Origin of the sequence: Azospirillum sp. TSH64, from assembly GCF_003116035.1 — a bacterium.
Lineage (GTDB): Bacteria > Pseudomonadota > Alphaproteobacteria > Azospirillales > Azospirillaceae > Azospirillum.
Window position 1 is genome coordinate 5,368,070 of the sequence record NZ_LGQW01000015.1, and the last position, 22,098, is coordinate 5,390,167.

The 22,098-nt window shown below is 66.4% G+C and carries 24 protein-coding genes; 11 read left to right on the top strand and 13 right to left on the bottom strand.

Going from position 1 to position 22,098, the window contains the following annotated elements:
• Both TSH64_RS25650 and TSH64_RS25655 read right to left on the bottom strand, forming a co-directional pair.
• Positions 1-557 (bottom strand): CheR family methyltransferase (locus TSH64_RS25650; RefSeq protein WP_282188124.1); only part of this gene is annotated, 557 nt, incomplete at its 3' end.
• Positions 554-1,795, bottom strand: coding sequence for a methyl-accepting chemotaxis protein (locus tag TSH64_RS25655; RefSeq protein WP_109449372.1), 1,242 nt, complete (start codon positions 1,793-1,795; stop codon positions 554-556). The genes TSH64_RS25650 and TSH64_RS25655, both read right to left, overlap by 4 nt.
• 215 nt (positions 1,796-2,010) lie before the next feature.
• Between TSH64_RS25655 and TSH64_RS25660 the strand changes: the two genes are divergently transcribed.
• Positions 2,011-4,014, top strand: coding sequence for a methyl-accepting chemotaxis protein (locus tag TSH64_RS25660; protein WP_109449374.1), 2,004 nt, complete (start codon positions 2,011-2,013; stop codon positions 4,012-4,014).
• A 244-nt stretch (positions 4,015-4,258) separates the two neighbouring features.
• Positions 4,259-4,498 (top strand): hypothetical protein, encoded by a 240-nt coding sequence (locus TSH64_RS25665; protein WP_109449376.1) that lies wholly within the window; start codon positions 4,259-4,261, stop codon positions 4,496-4,498.
• Positions 4,499-4,537: 39 nt separating this feature from the next.
• Here TSH64_RS25665 and TSH64_RS25670 read toward each other — a convergent pair whose 3' ends face one another.
• From TSH64_RS25670 to TSH64_RS25700, 7 genes are all read right to left on the bottom strand, one after another.
• A complete protein-coding gene (locus TSH64_RS25670; protein ID WP_247873150.1) occupies positions 4,538-4,900 on the bottom strand; it encodes a DUF2934 domain-containing protein in 363 nt (120 codons plus the stop codon).
• 42 nt (positions 4,901-4,942) lie between these two features.
• Positions 4,943-5,950 carry an endolytic transglycosylase MltG gene (gene mltG / locus TSH64_RS25675; RefSeq protein WP_109449380.1) on the bottom strand — a complete coding sequence of 336 codons (1,008 nt, stop codon included), beginning with the start codon at positions 5,948-5,950 and terminating at the stop codon, positions 4,943-4,945.
• Positions 5,951-5,999: 49 nt separating this feature from the next.
• Entirely contained in the window at positions 6,000-7,262 is a 1,263-nt protein-coding gene (gene fabF, locus TSH64_RS25680) for a beta-ketoacyl-ACP synthase II (protein WP_109449382.1), read from the bottom strand.
• A 127-nt stretch (positions 7,263-7,389) separates the two neighbouring features.
• Positions 7,390-7,629: an acyl carrier protein gene (locus TSH64_RS25685; protein WP_014247969.1), complete on the bottom strand. Its 240-nt coding sequence runs from the start codon at positions 7,627-7,629 to the stop codon at positions 7,390-7,392.
• Between the two features lie 188 nt (positions 7,630-7,817).
• Positions 7,818-8,555 (bottom strand): 3-oxoacyl-[acyl-carrier-protein] reductase, encoded by a 738-nt coding sequence (gene fabG / locus TSH64_RS25690; RefSeq protein ID WP_109449384.1) that lies wholly within the window; start codon positions 8,553-8,555, stop codon positions 7,818-7,820.
• Between the two features lie 41 nt (positions 8,556-8,596).
• Positions 8,597-9,538 (bottom strand): ACP S-malonyltransferase, encoded by a 942-nt coding sequence (gene fabD / locus TSH64_RS25695; protein WP_109449386.1) that lies wholly within the window; start codon positions 9,536-9,538, stop codon positions 8,597-8,599.
• Between the two features lie 257 nt (positions 9,539-9,795).
• A complete protein-coding gene (locus tag TSH64_RS25700; RefSeq protein ID WP_109449388.1) occupies positions 9,796-10,782 on the bottom strand; it encodes an acyltransferase in 987 nt (328 codons plus the stop codon).
• 426 nt (positions 10,783-11,208) lie between these two features.
• On the opposite strand from TSH64_RS25700, the gene rpsF reads away from it, so the two are divergent.
• The 9 genes from rpsF to TSH64_RS25745 all read left to right on the top strand — a co-directional run bounded on the left by rpsF (position 11,209) and on the right by TSH64_RS25745 (position 18,601).
• Positions 11,209-11,649, top strand: coding sequence for a 30S ribosomal protein S6 (rpsF, locus tag TSH64_RS25705; protein WP_109047679.1), 441 nt, complete (start codon positions 11,209-11,211; stop codon positions 11,647-11,649).
• Complete coding sequence (rpsR, locus tag TSH64_RS25710) at positions 11,650-11,919, top strand: 30S ribosomal protein S18 (protein WP_012974291.1); 270 nt, start codon at positions 11,650-11,652, stop codon at positions 11,917-11,919.
• A gap of 49 nt (positions 11,920-11,968) precedes the next feature.
• Positions 11,969-12,928 carry a DUF2232 domain-containing protein gene (locus tag TSH64_RS25715; RefSeq protein WP_109449390.1) on the top strand — a complete coding sequence of 320 codons (960 nt, stop codon included), beginning with the start codon at positions 11,969-11,971 and terminating at the stop codon, positions 12,926-12,928.
• Positions 12,928-13,491 (top strand): 50S ribosomal protein L9, encoded by a 564-nt coding sequence (gene rplI, locus TSH64_RS25720; protein ID WP_109449392.1) that lies wholly within the window; start codon positions 12,928-12,930, stop codon positions 13,489-13,491. The genes TSH64_RS25715 and rplI overlap by 1 nt, the downstream gene beginning before the upstream one ends.
• Before the next feature lie 254 nt (positions 13,492-13,745).
• Entirely contained in the window at positions 13,746-15,014 is a 1,269-nt protein-coding gene (locus tag TSH64_RS25725; RefSeq protein ID WP_247873151.1) for a cyclopropane-fatty-acyl-phospholipid synthase family protein, read from the top strand.
• A 325-nt stretch (positions 15,015-15,339) separates the two neighbouring features.
• Positions 15,340-16,563 (top strand): NADP-dependent isocitrate dehydrogenase, encoded by a 1,224-nt coding sequence (locus tag TSH64_RS25730; protein WP_109449394.1) that lies wholly within the window; start codon positions 15,340-15,342, stop codon positions 16,561-16,563.
• A 146-nt stretch (positions 16,564-16,709) separates the two neighbouring features.
• Positions 16,710-17,090: an oxidoreductase gene (locus TSH64_RS25735; RefSeq protein ID WP_109449396.1), complete on the top strand. Its 381-nt coding sequence runs from the start codon at positions 16,710-16,712 to the stop codon at positions 17,088-17,090.
• 107 nt (positions 17,091-17,197) lie between these two features.
• Complete coding sequence (locus TSH64_RS25740) at positions 17,198-18,154, top strand: SPFH domain-containing protein (RefSeq protein ID WP_109449398.1); 957 nt, start codon at positions 17,198-17,200, stop codon at positions 18,152-18,154.
• Positions 18,155-18,157: 3 nt separating this feature from the next.
• Positions 18,158-18,601 carry an NfeD family protein gene (locus tag TSH64_RS25745; protein ID WP_109449400.1) on the top strand — a complete coding sequence of 148 codons (444 nt, stop codon included), beginning with the start codon at positions 18,158-18,160 and terminating at the stop codon, positions 18,599-18,601.
• A gap of 99 nt (positions 18,602-18,700) precedes the next feature.
• On the opposite strand, the gene TSH64_RS25750 is transcribed toward TSH64_RS25745, so the two are convergent.
• The 4 genes from TSH64_RS25750 to TSH64_RS25765 all read right to left on the bottom strand — a co-directional run bounded on the left by TSH64_RS25750 (position 18,701) and on the right by TSH64_RS25765 (position 22,083).
• On the bottom strand, positions 18,701-19,069 hold the full coding sequence (locus tag TSH64_RS25750; RefSeq protein WP_014247983.1) for a GcrA family cell cycle regulator: 369 nt from the start codon (positions 19,067-19,069) through the stop codon (positions 18,701-18,703).
• Between the two features lie 174 nt (positions 19,070-19,243).
• Entirely contained in the window at positions 19,244-20,044 is an 801-nt protein-coding gene (locus TSH64_RS25755; protein ID WP_109449402.1) for an anti-sigma factor, read from the bottom strand.
• On the bottom strand, positions 20,044-20,595 hold the full coding sequence (locus TSH64_RS25760; protein WP_109449404.1) for an RNA polymerase sigma factor: 552 nt from the start codon (positions 20,593-20,595) through the stop codon (positions 20,044-20,046). The genes TSH64_RS25755 and TSH64_RS25760 overlap by 1 nt, the downstream gene beginning before the upstream one ends.
• Before the next feature lie 42 nt (positions 20,596-20,637).
• Positions 20,638-22,083, bottom strand: coding sequence for an NADP-dependent isocitrate dehydrogenase (locus tag TSH64_RS25765; RefSeq protein WP_109449406.1), 1,446 nt, complete (start codon positions 22,081-22,083; stop codon positions 20,638-20,640).
• Positions 22,084-22,098 lie beyond the last annotated feature (15 nt).

The window sequence follows — 22,098 nt, forward strand, 5'->3', positions numbered from 1 at the left end:
CGGAAGGGCCCCAACCCCTCGCCGCCATAGCAGGCATTGGCGGCCTGCCGCACGGCGATGCGGCTGAGGTCCGTGCCGAGAACCTCGACGGTCCAGTCGGTTTCCAGCCCCTGACCGGTGCGGCGGGCGTGCCCGGCGTCGGCCAGGGCCTCCAGCGTCACGATGGCGAGACCGTAGGCCTCCTCCCCGGTGGCGCAACCGGCGCTCCACAGCCGCAGGGTCCGGGCCGCGGCGCGTTCGGCGATCAGGCGCGGCAGCAGATGGCCGCGCAGATAGGCGTGATGCGGCAGGTCGCGGAAAAAATAGGTTTCGTGGATCGTCAGATTCTCGATCAGGCTCAACCAGTCCGGGCTGTCGGCCGGCGCCCTTTCGATCTGCGCCACCCAGTCCTCCAGCACCGCCAGCGGCATCGCCGCCAGGATGCGCACCAGCTTGCGCTCCAGCGGGCGGTCGTGGCGAATCCCCGCCTTGCGTCGGACATCCTCCAGCAGCCGCCGCACCAGATCGTGCAGCGGTCCATCCGACCCGGACGCAGGAGGAGCGGCGCCGCCGGTCACGACGCCCGGAAGCGTTCGGCCAGCCGCCGCGTGTCGTCGGCCAGCCGGGACAGATGGACCATGGTCGCGGTGATCTCCTCCGACGCGGCAGCGTTCTTGGAGGCGACGGTGCGGATGTTGCCGACGTTCGATTCGATCTCGACGATATGGTCCTGCTGGTGGGCCATGGCCGCGGCGACCGACTGGACCATGCGGTCGATCTGTGTGACCCGTTCGGCGATGCCGTCCATCATCTGCACCACTTCCGCCGTGGCAGCCATCCCCTCCTCCGCCATCGCGGCGGCGGCCTCGACGATCTCGGCGATCTGGCGGGCGCTCTCGACGGCGTTGTCGGCGAGCTTGCCGACCTCCTCGGCGACCACCTCGAAGCCCTTGCCCTGCTCGCCGGCGCGGGCGGCCTCGATGGAGGCGTTGACCGACAGGATGTTGGTCTTCACCGCGATCTGGGTGATCGCCTCGGTGATGCGGCCGATGCGCCGGCTGTTGTCTCCGATGGTCTGGGAAACACGGACCAGCCGCGCCATCTCCGCCTTGCCGCGGTCGGCGAATCCGGCGGTGACCCGCACCATGTCGGAGGCGGCGCGGGTGCTGTCGGTGACGTCGGCGATGGCCCGGACGGAGCGGCCGACCGCGTTCACCACCCGGTCGAGATCCTCGGTCTGGATGGCGGCACCGTCGGCGACCTGCGACACCGCGGTGCTGGCTTGCCCGGCGGCGACGGCGACCTGGGCCGCCTGCTGACGGATGTTCCGGAAGGAGGCACGAGCATCCTCCACCAGCGCCGCCATCTCGCCATAGCGGCCGGGGAGAGGCGTTGCGGCCGGTGCGTCGCCGTCGGCCTCATGCGTCAGGCGGCGGAGGGTCGCATGGAGGCCGTCCTGGGTCCGCACGACACGGGCGAGCGCCGCGGCAATGCCTCCGGCCTCGTCGCCGCGGACGGACAACGCGGATGCATCGTTCCGCATCCCAAGAGCCGGCATCCCGGGGTCCGGCGTTCCGGCGGCGAGGCGGTCCGCGGCCGCCTCCAGCCGCGTCATCGCGTCCGACAGATCGAACGCCAGGACACAGCCGATCAGCAGCGCCAGGGCGAGCGTACCGCCTGTGGCGAGCCAGACGGTCTGCGGCGCGGCATCCGGAACCGCCTGGGGAAGCAGAAGGGGAACGAGCGCTGCTGCCGCGGGCAGAAGAACGGCGAGTCCGAAGCGGGGAAGGATCCGCAAGCTGGCCGGAAGGGACATCGCAGTACAGGCTCCTTACGAACGACCAGCGGCATCCCGCGACATCTCGCGGAGACCGCACGCCACCCTTATGACTTGCCGGATGCACCCCAACCGAAGCAAGGTGAATCCGGCAGATGGACCGGGATGCCGCAGGTCACGCGGGGCTTCCGCCGTCCGCCCATCGCTCAACCCGGCGCCGCCCAAGGGGCGGCCTTGATCGGACCCCCACCGGCATGTCCATCGCCACCCGCATCGCCCTGGGCTTCGCCGCCGTCCTGCTGCTGACGCTCGCCGTCGCCGTCGTCGGCTGGAGCGGGCTGAACACCTACGCCTCGCGGGTGGAGATCGCCGCCCAGACCGCCCGTCTGGACACCCTGCTGTACAGCGCCCGGCAGGAGGAATCGCGCTACCTGCTGGACGTCGACCCTTCGGCCAGCCGGCGGGTACGGCAACTGACGGACCAGTTGAGGACGGAGGCCGAGGCTCTGCTGGCCCTGCCCGATCACGCGGTCCCCCCGGAAGCGTTGCGCGAGGCGTTGGAAAAGCTGGCGGCCTACCGCAAATCCTTCGACGAGGTGGTCGGGCTGGAGGTCGACCGCTTCGCCAGCCTGGCAAAGCTGCGCAAGCAGACCGCCGCCCTGCTGGTGATCGCCCAGACGCTGACGCACGAGCAATCGGCACGCTATGCCGACGCGCTGGCGCGGGTGAAAGCGGACCCCGGCGACCGTGCGGCGGTGACGGCGCTGGAATCCTCGGCGCTGCTGGTCGCCATCGCCGGGCGGCTGATCCAGGACACCCGTGGCGCTCTGCTGGATGTGCAACAATTCCTGATCGACCATGGCGGTTCAGGCCGCAACTCCCTCAGCGCCAGCATCGACCGGCTGCTGGCGGTCGTCGGCGATGTCCGCAAGGCGGCCAACGACGGGGAAGCGCTGCGCGAGTCCGAGAAGCTGACCGCCGCCATCATGGGGGTGGAGACGGAGTTCCTGCTGGTGGCCGACATCGTCGTACGGCGCAACGCCGCGCGGGACGCCATGCGCGACGCCGCCAGGATCGTCAACGATCAGGTGACGCAGCTGGTGGCGGCCCAGACGGCCGAGCGCGAGGCCGGGCGGTCGCGTGCAGTCATGCTGTTGTGGAGCGGCGCGCTCGGCGCGCTGGCCGCCGGCACGATCCTGTCCATCCTGATCGCCCGCAGCCTGACCGGCCCCATCGCCGCCACCACCGCGGCGGTCCAGCGCCTGTCGGACGGCGATCTGACGGTGGCGGTGCCGAACACCGGCCGGCAGGACGAGCTGGGATCCATCGGCCGTGCCGTCGCCACCGTCATCCGGGTGCTGCACGGACTGCATGGCGAGATGCACAGGCTGTCCGGCAAGCCGGTGGGATCGGCCGAGACGGTCGGGGCGAAGCAGACCCCGGACTTTCATGGGGCGTATGGCGAGATGGTGGCCCTGCTGCAGGAAACCGGCACGGCCTTCCGCACCATTGGCGAGCAGGCGACCCAGGTCGCCGTCGCCGCCGGGCAGGCCAGCACCGCCATCGCCCATGTGTCGGACGGCGCCTCGGAACAGACCGACGATCTGGATCAGGTGGCGACCGCGGTCGGACAATCGGCCCGCGCCATCGCCCATGTCACCGACAGCACACGCGATGCGTCCGACATGGTGAAGGATGCCGCCGACTTCGCCGACGGTGGACGGCAGGACATGGCGCGGCTGCTGCGCGTCTCGCAGACCATCGCCGACAACAGCCGCCGCATCGGCCGCATCACCGAGGCGATCACCCAGATCGCAGTGAAGACCAACATCCTGTCGGTCAACGCCTCCATCGAGGCCGCCCGCGCCGGTGAGCAGGGCAAGGGCTTCGAGGTGGTCGCCGAAGAGGTCGGCAAGCTCGCCGACAACGCCGTCGAGAGCGCCCGCCAGATTGCCGAGATCGTCGAGGCCGCCGCCGCACTGGCCGAAGAGGGCAAAGCCGTCACCGAACAGGCTCGGCGCCGGATGGACGGTCTGGCCGAACGGGTCGACCGCATCGACGGCGCCTTTCAGTCGGTTGCGGTCGCCATGGAAGAACAGCAGGCCTCCGTCCGCGAGATCGAGCGGTCGGTTGAGAGCGTGCGCACCGTCGCCTCCAAGAATGCCGCCGCGTCGGAGGAGATCGCCGCGACGATGGTGCATCTCTCCCGCCTCGCCGATGAAACACGACGTCAGGTGTCGCGCTTTCAGGCCGGCTGAAGCTTGGCCTTTGCCGAAATTCTGAACAGGGAGTGAGACTGGAAAGCGTTTCCGACGCCGCATGCTTCTGCCCAGGCCCGCCGGTCGCAGTCTCTGAAGTGGTAATTCTTAATCCCAGCCGGGATTACATGGCATTTAAAGTTCTTTTAACCCTATTCCATGCCTAATCGGTTTACGGGAACGCTCGATCCCGAGAAGACGCTCTACCGAACATTAGACCCACACGACACCAAGGGAGTTCCCCATGCCCGCACAGAAGGTCGCCGATGAAGTCCGCCTGGCCAGCCGCATCCACGCGCGCCTGCTGGACGCCTTCATCGATTTGACGGAGCGGGAACTGGCCGGGCTGGCTCCGGGCTTCGCCGAGGAAAGCCTTGCGGAAGCGCTGGAGGCCCTGCGCGCCGCCCGCAAGTCTTACGGCACGACCGCCGGGGTGATGGTCATTTCCAACCTGCAATTGCCGCAGGCTTCGAACGCCGCCTGACCCCGGAAGCCATCCTGCGACCGGTCAGGCCGCGACAGATCAGGCGGTGACCGCCTTGCGGGTCCGCGGCTTGCGCGTCTTCGGGGGCTCGGCAGGCACGGCTTCCGCTTCAGCGGGCTTCACCACACCGCGCGGCTTGGCGTTGGTGGTCTTGCGCGGAGCCTTCACCACGGCAACGACCGGCGCGTGATCGGGAACGGCAACCGCTTCGGCCAGGACCGCGCGTTCTGCCTGGACCCAATGGTCGGCATCGCGGCCATGGGGACAGCCCTCTTCCAGCCAGATCGCATAGGCGCGATCACGGATGCGCTTTTCGACATCCACACTCATTACATCTCCCCGGGGAATGGTGGTCAGTTTTGCTGCAATGCAAAGACTGCCGAATTCCTCGAATGCGCGCAACAAGGCGAAACGTTATCGGCCCTCCGCCCGATCAATCGGCCGTCACTCCGATGACGTTTCGCCGTGCTCGGGCTGGCGGCTCTGCTGGACCTCGCGCCATTTGGTGACGTTGCGGTTGTGGTCGGCCAGCGACTTGGCGAAGACGTGGCCGCCGGTGCCGTCGGCGACAAAATACAGGAACTCGTGCCGTTCGGGCTTCATCACCGCCTGGATCGAGGCCTTGCCCGGATTGGCGATGGGCCCCGGCGGCAGGCCGGTGGTGACATAGGTGTTGTAGGGCGACTCGAACTTCCAGTCATTGCGGGTCAGTGCCCGTCCCAGCTCGCCGCTGCCATCGGTCAGCGCGTAGATCACCGTCGGATCGGACTGCAGCTTCATGCCGGCTTCCAGCCGGTTGACGAAAACCCCCGCCACTCGTGGCCGCTCCGCCGCGATGCCGGTCTCCTTCTCGACGATGGAGGCAAGAGCCAACGCCTGCTGCGGCGTGTCGAACGGCAAATTCTGATCGCGGTTCTTCCAGGCCTCCGCTAGCGCCTGGGTCATTGCCGTCTGCATCCGCTCGATCAGAGCGGCGCGGCTGTCGCCATAGGCGAAGTGGTAGGTCTCCGGCAGAAGGGAGCCTTCCTTCGGCGGCTTGGGCAAATCGCCGGTCAGTCCGGTTTCCCGTGCGAGCAGTGCGACCACCTGGGCGGAGGTCAGCCCCTCCGGCACGGTGAAGCGACGCACGACGGTGCGGCCCTGGCGCATCTGCTCCAGGACGCCTTCGATGCTGATTCCCGCGGGGAACTGGTATTCGCCGGCCTTCAGTTCACGGAAGGTGCCGGACAGCTTGGCCGCGGCGGCGAACACCAGCGGCGAGCCGATCACGCCGGAGTCGCCGAGCGTGATGGCGATGGCCTCCAACCCGCTGCCGCGCGGGATGACGACCGTTTCAGATTGCTCCAACGGCCCGGGGGATGAATAGCGCTGGTAGCCCCAAACACCGATTCCGCCCGCCGCACCGACAGCGAGGACCAGCGTCCCCGCAAAAATCCGGAGACCCCAGCCCATCGCTCACCTCTTGAAGACTGCAGACCGCAACGCGGGTGCGGCGCTTCGTTTACGCAAATTCCTTGAACACCAGCGAGGCGTTGGTGCCGCCGAACCCGAAGGAGTTCGACAGCGCGGCGCGCACGCGGCGCTCCTGCGCCACCTTCGGCACCAGATTGACGCCCAGGCAGCTCTCGGAGGGATTCTCCAGATTGAGCGTGGGCGGCACGATGCCGTGGTTGATCGCCTTGATCGAGTAGATCGCTTCGACCGCACCGGCGGCCCCCAGCAGGTGGCCGATGGCCGACTTGGTGGAGGACATCGCCAGATTGTCCATGGCGTCGCCGAACAGGCGCTTCACCGCACCCAGCTCGATCTCGTCGCCGAGCGGCGTCGAAGTGCCGTGGGCGTTGACGTAATCCACATCGGACGGGTTCATCCCGGCCCGCTTCAACGCGGCCTTCATGGCGCGGAAACCGCCATTGCCGTCTTCCGCCGGAGCGGAGATGTGGTGCGCGTCGCCGGACATGCCGTAACCGACGACTTCGGCATAGATGGTGGCGCCGCGCTTCTTCGCGTGCTCCAGTTCCTCCAGCACGACGACACCGGCACCCTCGCCGATGACGAAGCCGTCGCGGTCCTTGTCATAAGGTCGCGACGCCTTTTCGGGCGTGTCGTTGAAGTTGGTGGACAGCGCGCGCATGGCGGCGAAGCCGCCGACGCCGAGACGGCTGACCGCCGCCTCCGTACCGCCGGCGACCATGATGTCGGCATCGTCCCACATGATCAGACGGGCAGCGTCGCCGATGGCGTGCGCGCCGGTCGAGCAGGCGGTGACGACCGCATGGTTGGGGCCCTTGAAGCCGTGCTGGATCGAGATATGGCCGGAGGCCAGATTGATCAGGCAGGCCGGGATGAAGAAGGGCGACAGGCGGCGCGGACCCTTTTCGTGCAGGGTGACGGCGCCGTCGGCGATGCCCGGAAGGCCGCCGATGCCCGAACCGACCATGACGCCGGTCCGCTCGCGCTCTTCATCGGTCTGGGGAACCCAACCCGAATCCTTGATTGCTTCCTGCGCCGCGGCGATGGCGAAGATGATGAAATCATCCATCTTCCGCTGGTCCTTCGGCGGAATGAAGGTGTCGGCGTTGAACTCGCCCTCACCGTTTCCGCGCGGGACCTGCCCGGCGACTTTGGAGGCCAGGTCCGAAGCGTCGAACCCCGTGATGCCGCGGATTCCCGACGTTGCGGAAATCAGCCGCTCCCAGTTCAGCGTGTGGCCGACGCCGAGCGGCGTGACCATACCGAGTCCGGTGACGACGACACGTCTCATGAGGCTGTTCCTTGACCTTTCCTCGAATAAACTGTCGACGATCTGGTCGTCGACGGCCAGGCCCCGCGCTGCTGGTGTTGCAAATGCGGTTTGCCTGGCCCTCGGGGGCTCAATGCCCGCGGCCCGATCAGGCGGCGGCGTTGGCCTTGATGAAGTCGATGGCGTCCTTCACCGACAGGATCTTCTCCGCGGCGTCGTCCGGGATCTCGACACCGAACTCTTCCTCGAAGGCCATGACCAGCTCGACGGTGTCGAGGCTGTCAGCGCCCAGATCGTCGATGAAGGAGGCGTTCTCCACCACCTTCGACTCCTCGACACCCAGGTGGTCCACAACGATCTTCTTCACGCGCTCGGCGATGTCGCTCATCTTTTAAGACCTTCCAATCCTTGAAACCGCTCGGGATAATCCGGTCGGAGCAACACGCGAAGAACGTGCCGTCCTGCCGCGAAAAGCCCCGTCCGATAACACATTTCAGCAGCCTTGACCAGCACCCGCGAGGGACCCTGGTTGGCGCCGTTCTTCACACGTGGCGATGCCGCCCCGTCTGATCCTCATCAGATCATAGCCATGCCGCCGTTGATATGCAGCGTCTGGCCGGTGACGTAGGCGGCCTCCTCGCTCGCGAGGTACACGACCCCGGCGGCGATCTCCTCCGACTGGCCCATGCGGCCGGCCGGGATAGACGGGAGCAGCTTCTGCTTCTGCTCGTCGTTCAGGGCGTCGGTCATGGCCGTGGCGATGAAGCCCGGCGCGACGCAATTGACGGTGATGCTGCGCGAGCCCAGTTCGGCCGCCAGCGATTTCGACATGCCGATCAGGCCGGCCTTGGAGGCGGCGTAGTTCGCCTGCCCCGCGTTGCCGGTGACGCCGACGATCGACGTGATGTTGATGATGCGGCCCCAGCGGCGCTTCATCATGCCGCGCATGGCGGCCCGCGACAGGCGGAAGGCCGCCGTCAGGTTCACGTCGATCACCGACTGCCAGTCCTCGTCCTTCAGGCGCATGGCGATCTGGTCGCGGGTCAGGCCGGCATTGTTGACGAGGATGTCGACCTTGCCAAGCGCCGCCTCGGCGTCCTTGAACAGCTGCTCGGTTGCGGCGGCTTCCGACAGGTTGCCGGGCACGACGAAGGCGCGCTCGCCCAGTTCGGCGGCCAGGGCCTCCAGCGGGGCGACGCGGGTGCCGGACAGCGCGACGGCGGCGCCCTGGGCGTGCAGCGCGCGGGCGATCGACGCGCCGATGCCGCCGGACGCGCCGGTGACGAGGGCCGACTTGCCGGTCAGGTCAAACATGGATGGCCTCATGACGCTGATTTATCAGAGTGCTGATACAATCACAGGGTTTTCAGGAACGACTCGACATCGGCCGGGGTACCGACCGACACCGCCGCCATATCCTTGTCGATGCGCTTGGTCAGGCCGGCGAGCACCTTGCCCGATCCGACCTCGACCAGCCGTTCGACGCCCTGCTCCTTCATATAGAGCACGCATTCACGCCAGCGGACCATGCCGGTTACCTGCTCGACCAGCAGGCGGCGGATGGCGTTGGGATCGGACACCGCCGAAGCGGTGACGTTGGCAACCACCGGAACCACCGGCGCGGAAATCGTGACGTTCGCCAGAGCCTCCGCCATCGCGTCGGCGGCCGGCTGCATCAGCGAGCAATGGAAGGGAGCGGACACCGGCAGACGCACGGAGCGCTTCAGACCACGTTCCGCCGCCAGCGCGATGGCACGGTCGATGGCGTCGGCACTGCCGGAAATCACCACCTGCCCGACCGAATTGTCGTTGGCGATGCTGCACACCTCGCCCTGGGCCGCGTCGGCGGCAATCCCCTGCGCCTGGTCCAGATCGGCACCCAGCAAGGCCGCCATGGCGCCCTTGCCGACCGGAACGGCCTTCTGCATCGCCTGGCCGCGCAGCTTCAGCAGGCGCGCGGTGTCGCCCAACGAGAAGGCGCCGGCAGCGCATAGCGCCGAATACTCGCCCAGCGAATGGCCGGCGACGAAGGTGGCATGCTTGGACAGATCGACACCGCCCTCGCTCGCCAGCACCCGCATCACCGCGACGCTGACCGCCATCAGGGCGGGCTGGGCGTTTTCGGTCAGGGTCAGATCGGCCTCGGGGCCCTCGACCATCAGGCGCGACAGCCGCTGGTTCAGCGCGTCGTCCACCTCTTCAAAGGTGTGACGAGCGACTTCGAACGCCTCGGCGAGTTCGCGGCCCATGCCGACGGCCTGGCTGCCCTGCCCCGGAAAGACGAACGCCCTGGTCATGCTTCGGTGAAACCCTGGATGAATGCGCCCCGCCCCTGCGGCGGCACCATGGATTGGGCGACAGTCATACCCTCACTTTTGAGCAAGTCAAGCGACGCGCGATGACCAAAGCGACAATGGTGCGATAAAACGCCACGTATTGAGGCAGAAAGCCCACGAAAAACCGCCATTCCAAAGGGGTTGTTCGTGGGCTCGCACAGAGGTGCCGCTCACCGGGTCTTGCACCGTTTGCCGCAGGGCAAATCAAAGGCCTGCGGTCATGCCTTGCCCATCAGCGCCACCCTGGTCCATGGCCTGACCTGCGCCAGCATCTCCAGCACCATCGGGCCGATCAGGCCGGAAAGCAGAGCCCCCCAGAAAATCACGCCGTCCGGAGCCTCCACATGGTGCAGCACCACCCGCGTGCCGGCGGCGAACAGGGCATGATGCAGGTAGATCGCATAGGAGGAGCCGCCGACGGTCCGGAAAATCCGGCTCGACGGCATGGCATGCAGCAGCGTCACCGCTCCCCCCATGCCGCACAACAGGGCAACGCCGCTGTTCCAGCCGAAATGGGGCAGATACCCCCACAGCGACGCCTGATGAAGCGCGACACCGAGGGCAAGTGCAGCACCGGCCGCCGCCTGCATCGTCTGCCGCGGAACCATCGCCCGGAACCGTGTGACGCCCACCCCGAACAGGAAGTGCGGCAACAGGAAGCAGGCCTCGTTGATCGAAAGGATGTTCGATTCGACATGGACCGTCAGGCAGGCCGCCACCGCTGCGGCCATTGCCAGCACGAATCCGCCCGGCCTGTCCATGGCATGGAGCGCGTCGAGCAGCGCCACGACGGAGAAGATCAGGAAAAGCGCCTGCAAATACCAGAAATGGGCATAGGGGTAGACGTAGATCTGCCACATCGACTCGGGGACGAAGCTTCCGTTCGCGCCCGGTGCATGCGTCTGCAGGAAATAGAAGATGGCGGATACCACCAGGAACGGCAAGCCCAGGCGTCGAAGCTTCTTGACGAAGAAGGTCTTCAGCCGGTCGCTCCGGGCCGGGTTCAGGGCATAGACCAAGCCTGAGATGAAGGTGAAGAGCGGCATACGGATCAGCTCGAAGCTGTCGGTGGCGTAGCGGTAGATCGACCCCTCCGCCACCTGCATTCCGGATCCGGGAATGCCGACCACGTGATAGGCGACCAGCAGGATGCAGGCCAACCCCCTCAGTTCCACGACATGGTACGGCAACATGTTCTTGCGCATGGCTACTCCAGGCACCGGGCTGTGATGCCGCCGGCGGAGCATGCGTGGGCGATTCGACACATAGCTCCGCCGGGAACGGCAGTCGCAACATGGCGCCTGGGGCAGTGTATTGCACTTCGGTCAAATGCGCCGGACCGTATCCCGCGCGATATCCACCCTTGCCCCACCCCTACCCAGCCCATTCCCGGCAAGCGCAGCGGTGTTCATCCGGGCAGCACCCCCGTTCATCCGGACAACACCCTATGGCCGACATAGATTTTCCAAAAGGTGGGAAGGTTTTCCACTTGCTACCACCGCCGGCCTGTGCATACTGCGCCGCTTCATAACTCCTTGCCGTCGGTCCGCCGCCGGCTAGGCCCGGGCGGCTGATCCGATCCATGAGGGGTGGGGCGCAGCGCCGGACCATGAACAGCCATGGGGAGTGCAATGGCACTTTACGAGTGCGTGCTGATCGCGCGCCAGGACATTTCGGCCGCCCAGGCCGAGCAGCTCTCTGAGCAGTTTGCCCAGATCGTTCGCGACAACGGCGGCACGATCGCCAAGAGCGAATACTGGGGTCTGAAGACCCTCACCTACAAGATCAAGAAGAACCGCAAGGGTCACTACACCCTCTTCAACATCGACGCGCCGGCCGCTGCCGTCGCCGAGATGGAGCGGAACATGAGCATCAGCGAAGACGTGCTGCGCTTCATGACCGTGCGTGTCGACGAACTCGACGCCAACCCGTCGGCGATGATGCAGAGCCGCAACGAGCGTGGTGAGCGCGGCGAGCGTGGTGATCGTGGTCCGCGTCGCTTCGACGACCGTGGCCCGCGTCCGCCGCGTCGCCAGGAAAACGTTGCCGCCGCCGAAGGGGAGTCCGCGTAAATGTCCGACAAGCAGACCACGGGCGCTCCGGCCCGCACCGGCGGCGCTCGCCGCCCGTTCTTCCGTCGCCGCAAGACCTGCCCGTTCTCGGGCGCGAACGCCCCGGCGATCGACTACAAGGACGTCAAGCTGCTGTCCCGCTTCATCTCCGAGCGCGGGAAGATCGTCCCGAGCCGCATCACCGCGGTCTCGACGAAGAAGCAGCGCGAACTGGCCCGCGCCATCAAGCGCGCCCGTTTCCTGGCCCTTCTCCCCTACGTGGTGAAGTAAGCCCGGCAACGGCCGAATTGTTTCGGTGAAGGTTCTTCAAGGGGTTTCCATGGCCTTGGGTCCGGCCGTTCCGCTGGTGGTCGCCGTCGGCGGCGGTCTGGCGAGCGCGTTCTTCTACCTGTCGGTCACGTTCGGCGGGATGGGTGCGCTGATCCTGGGCTATCTGGCCCCCCTGCCCCTGTTCCTGACGGGACTGTGGCTGGGGGTTCCGGTGGTGGCACTGGCCGGTCTGGCCGGTGCCGCCGCGGTGATGCTGGGCACCTCCGGCAGCATGCTGGTTGCGCTGTCCTACCTGGTGACCGGGGCTGCCCCGGCGATCCTGGTGGTGCGGCAGTCGCTGCTGGCGCGCTCGCGGGAGGATGGTTCCCTTGAATGGTATCCGCCCGGCCGGGTCCTGATGGGCCTGACCGGGATGGGCGTGGCGGCGTTGCTCGCCGCGGTGATCCTGACGCTCGACCAGCCCGGTGGGTTGGAAGGGCTGATGCGGCAGACCCTGGCCCGAGTCGTCGAGCCGGCGTTCCGCTCGCAGGGCCAGCCGGCTCCGGATCCCGAGGCATTCTGGGTGGCGGCCGTCCTGCCGGGACTGGTTGCGGTCTCATGGCTTGTCATGACGATCGTCAACGCGGTGCTGGCGCAGGGGGCGCTGATGCGGTTCGGCCGCAACCGGCGCCCTGCCATGCGTCTGGCAGAGCTGGAACTGCCGAGCTGGTTGGCGCCGCTGTTCGCGGTGTCGGTGGCGGCGGCATCGGCCGTACCGGGAACCGTCGGGTTCCTGGCGGTCAATCTGGCCCTGATCCTGGCAATCCCGTTCGCCTTCGCCGGGCTTTCGGTGGTTCATGTATTCGCCAGCAGTAAATCGGCGCGAACGCTGATCCTGGTTGGCTTCTACATGATGCTGTTTCTCTTCGGGTGGCCGATCCTGCTTTTGGTCGGCCTGGGCATGATCGAGCAATGGATCGGGCTGCGCCGCCGGTTTTCCCCCGCGGCCCCCGGTCAGGAGGACGAGTGATGGAAGTTATTCTGCTGGAGCGGGTCGAGAAGCTCGGCCAGATGGGCCAGGTCGTCAATGTGCGCCCCGGCTTCGCCCGCAACTATCTGCTGCCGCAGCGGAAGGCCATGCGCGCCACCAAGGCGAACCTGGCTGTCTTCGAGAAGCAGAAGGCCCACCTTGAGGCCGTGAACCTCGAGCGCCGCAAGGACGCCGAGCATGTCGCGACCAAGATGGACAACGTGACGGTCGTCGTGATCCGTCAGGCCGCCGAGACCGGCGTCCTGTACGGCTCCGTGACCACCCGCGACGTCTCCGACGCGCTGACCGCCGCCGGCTACAAGACCGACCGCAAGCAGGTCCAGATCGACACCCCGATCAAGACCCTGGGTCTGTTCAAGCTGCGCCTGGTCCTGCACCCGGAAGTGTCGATCACGGTCACGGTCAACGTCGCCCGTTCGGCTGAAGAGGCCGAGCTGCAGGCCCAGCGCGGCGGCATGATCACCGCCGCCGACCTGCGCGACGACGACGAGGAAGAAGAGACCTTCGTCGAAGAGACCGCGACCGAGGAAGAGGAGGGCTGATAGCCCTTCTGCCGCGGCAGTCCCGAAGAGGTCTTCGGGGTTTTCGCGGCACCGTCGCACCGCTCGTCCGGAAGCCGCCCGCCCCACCAGGGGCCGGGCGGTTTTCCGCATTCAGGTCCTCGGCGAGCGTCGCCGCACATAACTCAGCGCATAGGGCAGCAATGCCCAATTGGGTAGCAGCTCTGACCGATTGACGAATTGTCGCACCCCGCCTTGCGCGCGATGCTTGGACGGCACCGCGGAAGGAGTTCGGCATGCTGCTGGTTCGTCTGCTTGCCGCCGCCAAGGGCGACGGAACCCTGAATCTTGTTACGGCCGATGGAAAGCAACACCGGATTGGCTCCGGCCCTCCACATCTGACCCTTCGCCTCCATGACCGCAAGGTCGAGCGTGACCTGCTGATCAATCCCCGCCTGCGTTTTGGCGAAGCCTATATGGACGGCCGCTTTTCAATCGAGGGCGGCACTATCTACGACCTGCTGGCGATGCTGATGAGCGGCGCCGAGGTGCAGGGTGCGCTGGGCCGGGCGTTGGAAACGCTGTCTCCAATGCTGCGCCGTGTGCAGCAATATAACCCGATGCAGCGGTCGCGGCAGAATGTGGAACACCACTACAACCTGTCACGCCAGTTCTATCAACTCTTCCTCGACCGGGACATGCAGTATTCCTGCGCCTATTTCCCGGAGCCGGGACTATCGCTGGACGAGGCGCAGGAGGCCAAGAAGCGGCACATCGCGGCCAAGCTGCTGATCGTGCCGGGCATGCGGGTGCTCGACATCGGCTGCGGCTGGGGCGGCATGGCGCTCTTTCTGGCGCGGCACACCGGGGCACGGGTGACCGGCATCACCCTGTCATCCGAACAGTTGGCGGTCGCCCGCCGTCGGGCGGAGGAAGCGGGGTTGGCCGACCGGGTCACCTTCGATTTGCGCGACTATCGCGAATTCGCCGCCGCCCACCGGGGAGCCTTCGACCGTATCGTCTCGGTCGGCATGTTCGAGCATGTCGGCGTGCCGCATTACCGCGATTACTTCTCGGCGGTACGCGAGATGCTGAACGACGAGGGGGTGGCGCTGATCCACTCCATCGGCCGGCTCGACGGACCGGCGAGCACCAACCCCTGGATCCGCAAATACATCTTCCCCGGCGGCTACTCCCCTGCCCTGTCGGAGGTGCTGCCGGTCATCGAACGGTCCGGCCTGTTCGCCACCGACCTGGAGGTGCTGCGCCTGCATTACGCCGAAACGCTGCGCCACTGGCGTGCCCGCTTCCTCGACCGCTGGGAGGAGGCCAAGTCCCTGTACGACGAGCGGTTCTGCCGCATGTGGGAATTCTATCTGGCCGGTGCCGAGCTGGCCTTCCGCCTGCAGGGGCACATGGTGTTCCAGGTCCAGGTTGCACGCTCGCAGGGAGCGGTGCCCCTGACCCGCGACTACATGCTGAATGCGGAGCGCGACCTTGCCGGTGCGTCGGCCGGTCATCCGGTGGAACGGCGGCCCTCCCGCACACCGGAGTCGGCAACCTGACCGCTCCAGTCGTCGGATTTGCGGCCCCGGCACGGCATTCCGCCGTCAAAGGGCCACAATCCAGCCAACCGGTAATACCAATTGACCATCATTGCCGGGCGCAGGGCCGTGTTGCAAGCGGAATCGTGCGACATCGACGCCTGAACCACCGCCGCGCCTTCCTTTCCGTCACGGGGCGATGCTATATAACCGCGATTGATTTCCGCCCGGGGTACCGGGGAGCCACCCATGCGGCATGCTCCCCGGCAACAAGCGCCCGCTGGACGACGCGCCCGGCTCCCAAGGAATGACAACGCCCTTACCCGTTCGGGGAGATCTCGCACCCATGACCAAGATCAAGGTAGCCAATCCGGTCGTCGAACTCGACGGCGACGAGATGACGCGCATCATCTGGCAGTTCATCAAAGACAAGCTGATCCTGCCCTACCTCGACATCGACCTGAAGTATTACGACCTCGGCATCGAGAACCGCGACAAGACCGATGACAAGGTCACCGTCGAGTCCGCGAACGCCATCAAGCAGTATGGCGTCGGCGTCAAGTGCGCGACCATCACCCCGGACGAAGCGCGGGTGACGGAATTCAACCTCAAGAAGATGTGGAAGTCGCCGAACGGCACGATCCGCAACATCCTGGGCGGCACCGTCTTCCGCGAGCCGATCGTCTGCTCGAACGTCCCGCGCTACGTTCCGGGCTGGACCAAGCCGATCATCATCGGCCGTCACGCCTTCGGCGACCAGTACAAGGCCACCGACTTCGTCGTCCCCGGCCCGGGCAAGATGACGATCAAGTGGGAAGCGGCCGACGGCAGCCAGAAGATCGAGCATGAGGTGTTCGACTATCCCAGCGCCGGCGTGGCGATGGGCATGTACAACCTCGACGACTCGATCGAGGGCTTCGCCCATTCCAGCTTCATGTACGGGCTGGAGCGCGGCTACTCGGTCTACCTGTCGACGAAGAACACGATCCTGAAGGCCTATGACGGCCGCTTCAAGGACATCTTCCAGAAGGTCTTCGACGAGACTTACGCCGACCAATTCAAGGCCAAGGGCTTGGTCTACGAGCACCGCCTGATCGACGACATGGTCGCGTCGGCCCTGAAGTGGGAAGGCGGCTTCGTCTGGGCCTGCAAGAACTACGACGGCGACGTGGAGTCGGACGTCGTGGCGCAGGGCTTCGGCTCGCTGGGCCTGATGACCTCGGTCCTGGTCACGCCGGACGGCAAGACCGTCGAGGCCGAGGCCGCCCACGGCACGGTGACCCGCCACTACCGCGAGCACCAGAAGGGCAAGGAGACCTCGACCAACCCGATCGCCTCGATCTATGCCTGGACCCAGGGACTGGCCTATCGCGGCAAGTTCGATGACACTCCGGACGTGATCAAGTTCGCCCAGACCCTGGAGCGCGTCTGCGTCGAGACCGTCGAGTCCGGCTTCATGACCAAGGATCTCGCCATCCTGATCGGCCCGCAGCAGCCGTGGCTGACCACGAAGCAGTTCCTGGACAAGCTGTCGGACAACTTGGAAAAGAAGATGGCCGCCTGGTCGTAAGGTCGGCGCTTTCTTCAGCCGGCGCTTTCTTCACAGGGTGCGACGCCGCGTCCGGGTCAAACCGGACCGCGGCTCGGCTAGGGTTCGAGCGGGGAGTTTCTGCTCCCCGCTTTTTTCTTGTCCGAATTCAAAAAGGAATGAACCCGATGCCCAACGATCTGTTCCGCGTCGCCGTCATCGGTGCCGGCGAGACCGGAACGCCGCTGCTGCGCAAGCTGCTGGCCGCTCCCTTCGTCGAACTGCTGGGTGTGGCGGATCTCGATCCGGCGGCGCCGGGCATGCGCCTTGTCGAACACCGGGGCGTGAAGACCACCACCAACTTCCACGATCTGGCGGAACTGGGCGATGGTCTGGATGTACTGATCGATGTCACCGGTGTGCCCGCGGTGCGGGAATCGCTGCGCAAGGCGATGCAGGAGACCGGCAACCACCACACCGTGATCGTCCATGAAATGGTGGTGCAGTTGATGTTGTCGCTGTTGAACGGCGAACTGGTGCGGCTGAAGCACGACACCCAGGATTACTGAGGCACGCTGTCGAGGCAGGGGCGGGATTTGCAGCCTCTCCGAATTGGCTCATGATGGGGTGCGAGGGCGTCTGCGACGACGCCCGTCCATGTCAGGAGCGGCGATTGATGGAACTCGGCATTCTGGTCATCGCGGCGTTCGTGCTGGTCGTCATTCTGGCGATCACGAGCGTCCGCACGGTCCCCCAGGGCTTCAACTTCATCGTCGAGCGGCTGGGCCGCTATCAGGAGACCCTGCATCCCGGCTTCAACGTGATCTTTCCTGTCATCAGCTCGATCCGGGCCAAGGTGGATATGCGCGAGACCGTGGTGGACGTGCCGTCACAGAGCGTCATCACCAAGGACAATGCCGCAGTGACCGCGGACGGGGTGCTCTACTTCCAGGTGCTCGACCCGATGAAGGCGACCTACGAGGTCAACGACCTGCAACGGGCGATCCAGACGCTGGCGATGACCACCACCCGGACAGTGATGGGCTCCATGGACCTCGACGAGTTGCTGAGCCAGCGCGAGGCGATCAACGCCAACCTGCTGCGTGCCGTGGACGAGGCGACCGCCTCCTGGGGTGTGCGGGTGACCCGCATCGAGTTGCGCGACATCACCCCGCCCGACGACATTGTCCAGGCGATGGGCCGGCAGTTGAAGGCCGAACGCCTTCGCCGCGCCCAGATTCTTGAGGCCGACGCCGAGAAGGAAAGCCAGATCCGCATCGCCCAGGGCAAGCTGGAAGCCGCCAAGCTGGAGGCGGAGGCGCGCGAGCGGCTGGCGGAGGCCGAAGCCAAGGCGACGCGGCTGGTGTCGGAAGCGGTGGCGCAGGGTTCTAACCAGGCGCTGGGCTATTTCCTCGGTCAGAAATACATGGAGGCGCTGAAGGCCTTCGCCGCCTCGCCCAACCAGAAGACGATGATCCTGCCGGTGGAACTGGCCGGCGTAGCGGGTGCCCTGTCGGGTCTGGGCGAGTTGCTGCGCGACGCGACCCCGCCGAGACCGCCGGAGCCTCCCGCCGCCACCAAGCGCAATCCCTGGTCGGTGCCGCCGACCGCATCCGCTGCGGATGGGGAGTGACGGATGTCACCTCTGCTTTGGGGAGCGTTGGGTGCCGTGCTGATCGCGGCCGAGCTGGTGATCCCCGGCCTGCTCCTGATCTGGTTCGGCGGGGCGGCGATGCTGACCGGGCTGGTCACCGCACTGTGGCATGATTGGGGACTGGTCAACGAGGCCGGATTCTTCACCGTCGCCGCCGGGGCTGCCGTTGCCGTCGCCATGGTCCATGCGCGCCGCCGCAATGCGTCGTCGGACAGCGATGCCGCCCGGATCAACGACCGCGCCGGTCAACTGGTCGGCCGTGCGCTGACGCTGAGCGAACCGATCGTCAACGGACAGGGCCGGGTTTTCGTCGGCGACACGCTCTGGTCGGTCGAGGGACCGGATCGGCCGGCCGGGGCGGCAATGCTGGTCGCCGGCCATAAGGGGATGGTTCTGGTGCTGCGCGATGCGGCGGAGGTCCGGTAGGGTTCCTCCCCATGCAACCAGCCGGCCCACGAACACCCAACAAAAAAGCCCGTCTCTCTCCCGAGAGCGGGCTTTTTTGTTGGGTATCTTACCGAACTGTCAGGCGGCACCGACGTTGCGGTCTTCATCACGCTTCTTGCTGCCCGACGCCGGCTGATAGGCCAGGGCGGCGTGCTCCGCGCAATAGGGCATGCCCGGCAGGGCGGTCTTGCCGCAGAAGTGGAAATCCTGGTGCTTGGGGTCGCCGACCGGCCATTTGCACATCCGCTCCGTCAGAGCGAGGATGGTGGCGCCACGGGTCGGCTTCTTCTTGATGGGCGACGGCCGGCCCGACAAGCCCAGTCGATGGGCCTTGCCGATGACCGCGTTGCGGGTGATGTCTCCCAGAATGTCGGCGATCTCGCTCGCGCTCAAACCCTGGGACCAGAGGTCCTTGAGCTGTTGAATCCGCTCGTCCGTCCAACTCATCCCCGAGTACTCCCGATCCGGTGTCCGGTTATGCTGTGGCAAACAGGTCACGGTCTAGTGCCGTTTTCCATAAGCCGCAACATTTTGTGCCAGCCGGTGAGGAAGCTACCAGATGACGGCCGCGGACGATAGGGGGGCGCGGCAACATTCCTGTTGATAAGTCCGTGGGTAGACTCACGAATTCAGCGCGCCATAGACCTCCTCAGCGACGCCGGACAGGGTATCCCGATCGGTTTCCCCGGCGACGGCCAGAGCCAACCCATTGTCCTGCCAATACAAAGCGCGGACGCCGCCATCCTGGGCGAACCGGAACGCTGAACCGGAGGTGTTGGGAGAGGGGCGGATATACAACGTAATGCGACGCCCGGCCGCATCCTCGTACATGTACATTGCAACAGGTCCAGCGGAATCGGCCAAAAGCCGGCCGCCGATCAGTTGGTACCCCCCTCGTGTGACTTTTGGGCAACGCATATTCTTGCCCAGCCGCTTGGACAGCCAGTTGACCAGATGCGCTTCCTCCTCGACGCCGATCTCGACCGGATGGCGGACCTCGACGGAGAAAACGCGGTGAGCCGCGACGGCGTCGGCGATGAAGGCGGCGGTCGGCGGCTCGGCCCGCACGCCGATGCGGTCGCGCATCACCCAGCCGCTGGCGCCGCCGGCGAGGAACACCAGAAGGGAGGCGGCAATCGCCGTTCCCCACCAGACGGCACGGCCACGGGACGGGAGCGGCTTTTCGGAATGGTCGCGGGCGGTGAAGGGCGGGGTCAGGCGGTCGGGCAGAGGCTGGTCGATCAGCGGACCGAAGCTCTGCCCCAACAGGGAGCGCTGGGCACGGTAGCGTTCGAAGCGCTGGGCAACCTCCGGATGGTCGGCGAGGTGGCGTTCGACGGCGGCCAGCCGTTCCTCCGGCAATTCGCCGTCCAGCCAGGCATGCAGCTCGGCTTCGGTCACGGGATTGCTAATGCCGCTCATCACTTGATCCTCCTGACGACCTGCTGGGTACCACCGTCCAGCAGGAGCCTCAATTTTTCGCGCGCCCGGGCCAGCCGCGACATCACCGTCCCGATCGGCAGTTCCAATACCTCCGCCACCTCGCGGTAGGACAGCCCCTCCATTCCCGTCAGCAACAGGATGGTGCGGTGTTCGTCGGTGAGCTGGGCGAAGGCGCGGACGAAATCGCGCACCGCCCCGCGGTCGGCCGGCGGGGCGCTCAGCGCCAGATCGTCGGCCAGATCCTCCACCGGCACCTCGGCCCCGCGCCGCCGCCGGCCGCGTTGGCTGGAGATGTGCAGGTTGTGCAGGATCGTCATCAGCCAGCCGCCGAGCTTCGACGGGTCACGCAGCGCATGGCGGTTGGCCAGCGCCTTCTCCACGCAGTCCTGCACCAGATCGTCGGCGTCCGGCCGGTTGCCCACCAGGGCGGTGGCATAACGCCGGAGCCGCGGCACATGTGCGGCGATGGCGCGGTCGTCGATGTCGGGCGGGCTCATGTCGGGTCCGGGGATGGCGTCGTCGTCTGTCATGACGCCCTGCCCCGCCGCTTTATTCCCACGCCGCCCATCGGATCACTGGCCCGGCGAGGAGAAGCCGGCCTTGCCGTCGAAATTGCTGAGATTCTCGGTCTGGGTGAAGTCGATCTTGGCCTCGGCCAGGCGGCCCAGCAGCTCGACGATGGCGCCATGCTGCACCGGACCGTGCTGCGCCAGGAAGCGGCAGCGCCAATGATCGGTGCAGAAGACGTCGGCATTGCCGTCCGGCCAGACCCGTTGCGAGCGGTTGGAGATGCTGGTCAGCTTCAACGCATCGGTCGACAGCGGCAGCACCAGCTCCGCCAGATCGTCGGGCAGGCCGCCGGACCATTGCAGGAAGATGTCCACCCCGACCAGTTCCTTCAGCGCGCGGACGCGCGGGGACAGCCGGTTGATGCCGTCATAGGCCGGCCTTGCGGTGGAATAGCCCACCGGCGGCATGGTGACCGGGGTCTGGCCCAGCCGCTCCACCACCGCTTCGGCGAAGGCGGCGGTACCGGCGCGGACCCGGCCCAGCCCGCGGGCGTAGATGTCGGCGGTGTGGATGCCGTCCTCGATGGTCTTCAGCCACGCATTGTGGATGCGGGCGGCGATGTCGCCCTGGCCGATATGGACCAGCATCATCACGGCGGCCATCAGCAGGCCCGAGGGGTTGGCGATGCCCTGTCCGGCGATCATCGGGGCCGAGCCGTGGATCGCCTCGAACATGGCGCAGGTCTCGCCGATGTTGGCGGAACCGGCCAGCCCGACCGAGCCGGTCAGCTGGGCGGCGATGTCGGAGACGATGTCGCCGTAGAGGTTCAGGGTGACGATGACGTCGAAGCGCTCCGGCTGGTCGGCCAGACGGGCGGCGCCGATGTCGACGATCATGTGGTCGGCCTTGATCTCCGGATAATCGGCCGCGATCTCGTAGAAGATCTTCAGGAACAGCCCGTCCGTCATCTTCATGACGTTGTCCTTGACGAAGGCCGTCACCTTTTGCCGGTGGTTGGAGCGGGCGAAGTCGAAGGCGTAGCGGACGATGCGCTCCGACCCCGGCCGCGAGATCAGCTTGACCGACTGGATCACGTCGTCGGTCTGGCGATGCTCGATGCCGGCGTAGAGGTCCTCCTCGTTCTCGCGGATGATGACCACGTCCATGCGCGGGTGCCGGGTCCGCACATAGGGGTGGTAGGAGACGCAGGGTCGGACATTGGCGAACAGGCCCAGCGTGGTGCGGGCGACGACGTTCAGCGACTTGTTGCCGTATCCCTGGGGCATGGTGATCGGGCCCTTCAGGAAGACCCGCGTGCGGCGGATCGAGCCCCAGCCGGCGGCATCCAGCCCGCCGGGATGCCCCCGCTTGTAGACGGCCTCGCCGGCCGGAACCTCTTCCACCTTCAGACGCGCGCCGGCCGCGTTCATCACATAAAGCACGGCATCCATGATCTCCGAGCCGATGCCGTCGCCGCGTGCGACCGTGACGGGGGTGATATCGCGCATGCACTCACTCCAAGG

Bases quoted from the DNA above. Each gene is read 5' to 3' on its own strand.
- TSH64_RS25655 (WP_109449372.1), bottom strand. From the start codon at position 1,795: ATGTCCCTTCCGGCCAGCTTGCGGATCCTTCCCCGCTTCGGACTCGCC.
- TSH64_RS25660 (WP_109449374.1), top strand. From the start codon at position 2,011: ATGTCCATCGCCACCCGCATCGCCCTGGGCTTCGCCGCCGTCCTGCTG.
- TSH64_RS25665 (WP_109449376.1), top strand. From the start codon at position 4,259: ATGCCCGCACAGAAGGTCGCCGATGAAGTCCGCCTGGCCAGCCGCATC.
- mltG (WP_109449380.1), bottom strand. From the start codon at position 5,950: ATGGGCTGGGGTCTCCGGATTTTTGCGGGGACGCTGGTCCTCGCTGTC.
- fabF (WP_109449382.1), bottom strand. From the start codon at position 7,262: ATGAGACGTGTCGTCGTCACCGGACTCGGTATGGTCACGCCGCTCGGC.
- TSH64_RS25685 (WP_014247969.1), bottom strand. From the start codon at position 7,629: ATGAGCGACATCGCCGAGCGCGTGAAGAAGATCGTTGTGGACCACCTG.
- fabG (WP_109449384.1), bottom strand. From the start codon at position 8,555: ATGTTTGACCTGACCGGCAAGTCGGCCCTCGTCACCGGCGCGTCCGGC.
- fabD (WP_109449386.1), bottom strand. From the start codon at position 9,538: ATGACCAGGGCGTTCGTCTTTCCGGGGCAGGGCAGCCAGGCCGTCGGC.
- TSH64_RS25700 (WP_109449388.1), bottom strand. From the start codon at position 10,782: ATGCGCAAGAACATGTTGCCGTACCATGTCGTGGAACTGAGGGGGTTG.
- rpsF (WP_109047679.1), top strand. From the start codon at position 11,209: ATGGCACTTTACGAGTGCGTGCTGATCGCGCGCCAGGACATTTCGGCC.
- rpsR (WP_012974291.1), top strand. From the start codon at position 11,650: ATGTCCGACAAGCAGACCACGGGCGCTCCGGCCCGCACCGGCGGCGCT.
- TSH64_RS25715 (WP_109449390.1), top strand. From the start codon at position 11,969: ATGGCCTTGGGTCCGGCCGTTCCGCTGGTGGTCGCCGTCGGCGGCGGT.
- rplI (WP_109449392.1), top strand. From the start codon at position 12,928: ATGGAAGTTATTCTGCTGGAGCGGGTCGAGAAGCTCGGCCAGATGGGC.
- TSH64_RS25725 (WP_247873151.1), top strand. From the start codon at position 13,746: ATGCTGCTGGTTCGTCTGCTTGCCGCCGCCAAGGGCGACGGAACCCTG.
- TSH64_RS25730 (WP_109449394.1), top strand. From the start codon at position 15,340: ATGACCAAGATCAAGGTAGCCAATCCGGTCGTCGAACTCGACGGCGAC.
- TSH64_RS25735 (WP_109449396.1), top strand. From the start codon at position 16,710: ATGCCCAACGATCTGTTCCGCGTCGCCGTCATCGGTGCCGGCGAGACC.
- TSH64_RS25740 (WP_109449398.1), top strand. From the start codon at position 17,198: ATGGAACTCGGCATTCTGGTCATCGCGGCGTTCGTGCTGGTCGTCATT.
- TSH64_RS25745 (WP_109449400.1), top strand. From the start codon at position 18,158: ATGTCACCTCTGCTTTGGGGAGCGTTGGGTGCCGTGCTGATCGCGGCC.
- TSH64_RS25750 (WP_014247983.1), bottom strand. From the start codon at position 19,069: ATGAGTTGGACGGACGAGCGGATTCAACAGCTCAAGGACCTCTGGTCC.
- TSH64_RS25755 (WP_109449402.1), bottom strand. From the start codon at position 20,044: ATGAGCGGCATTAGCAATCCCGTGACCGAAGCCGAGCTGCATGCCTGG.
- TSH64_RS25760 (WP_109449404.1), bottom strand. From the start codon at position 20,595: ATGACAGACGACGACGCCATCCCCGGACCCGACATGAGCCCGCCCGAC.
- TSH64_RS25765 (WP_109449406.1), bottom strand. From the start codon at position 22,083: ATGCGCGATATCACCCCCGTCACGGTCGCACGCGGCGACGGCATCGGC.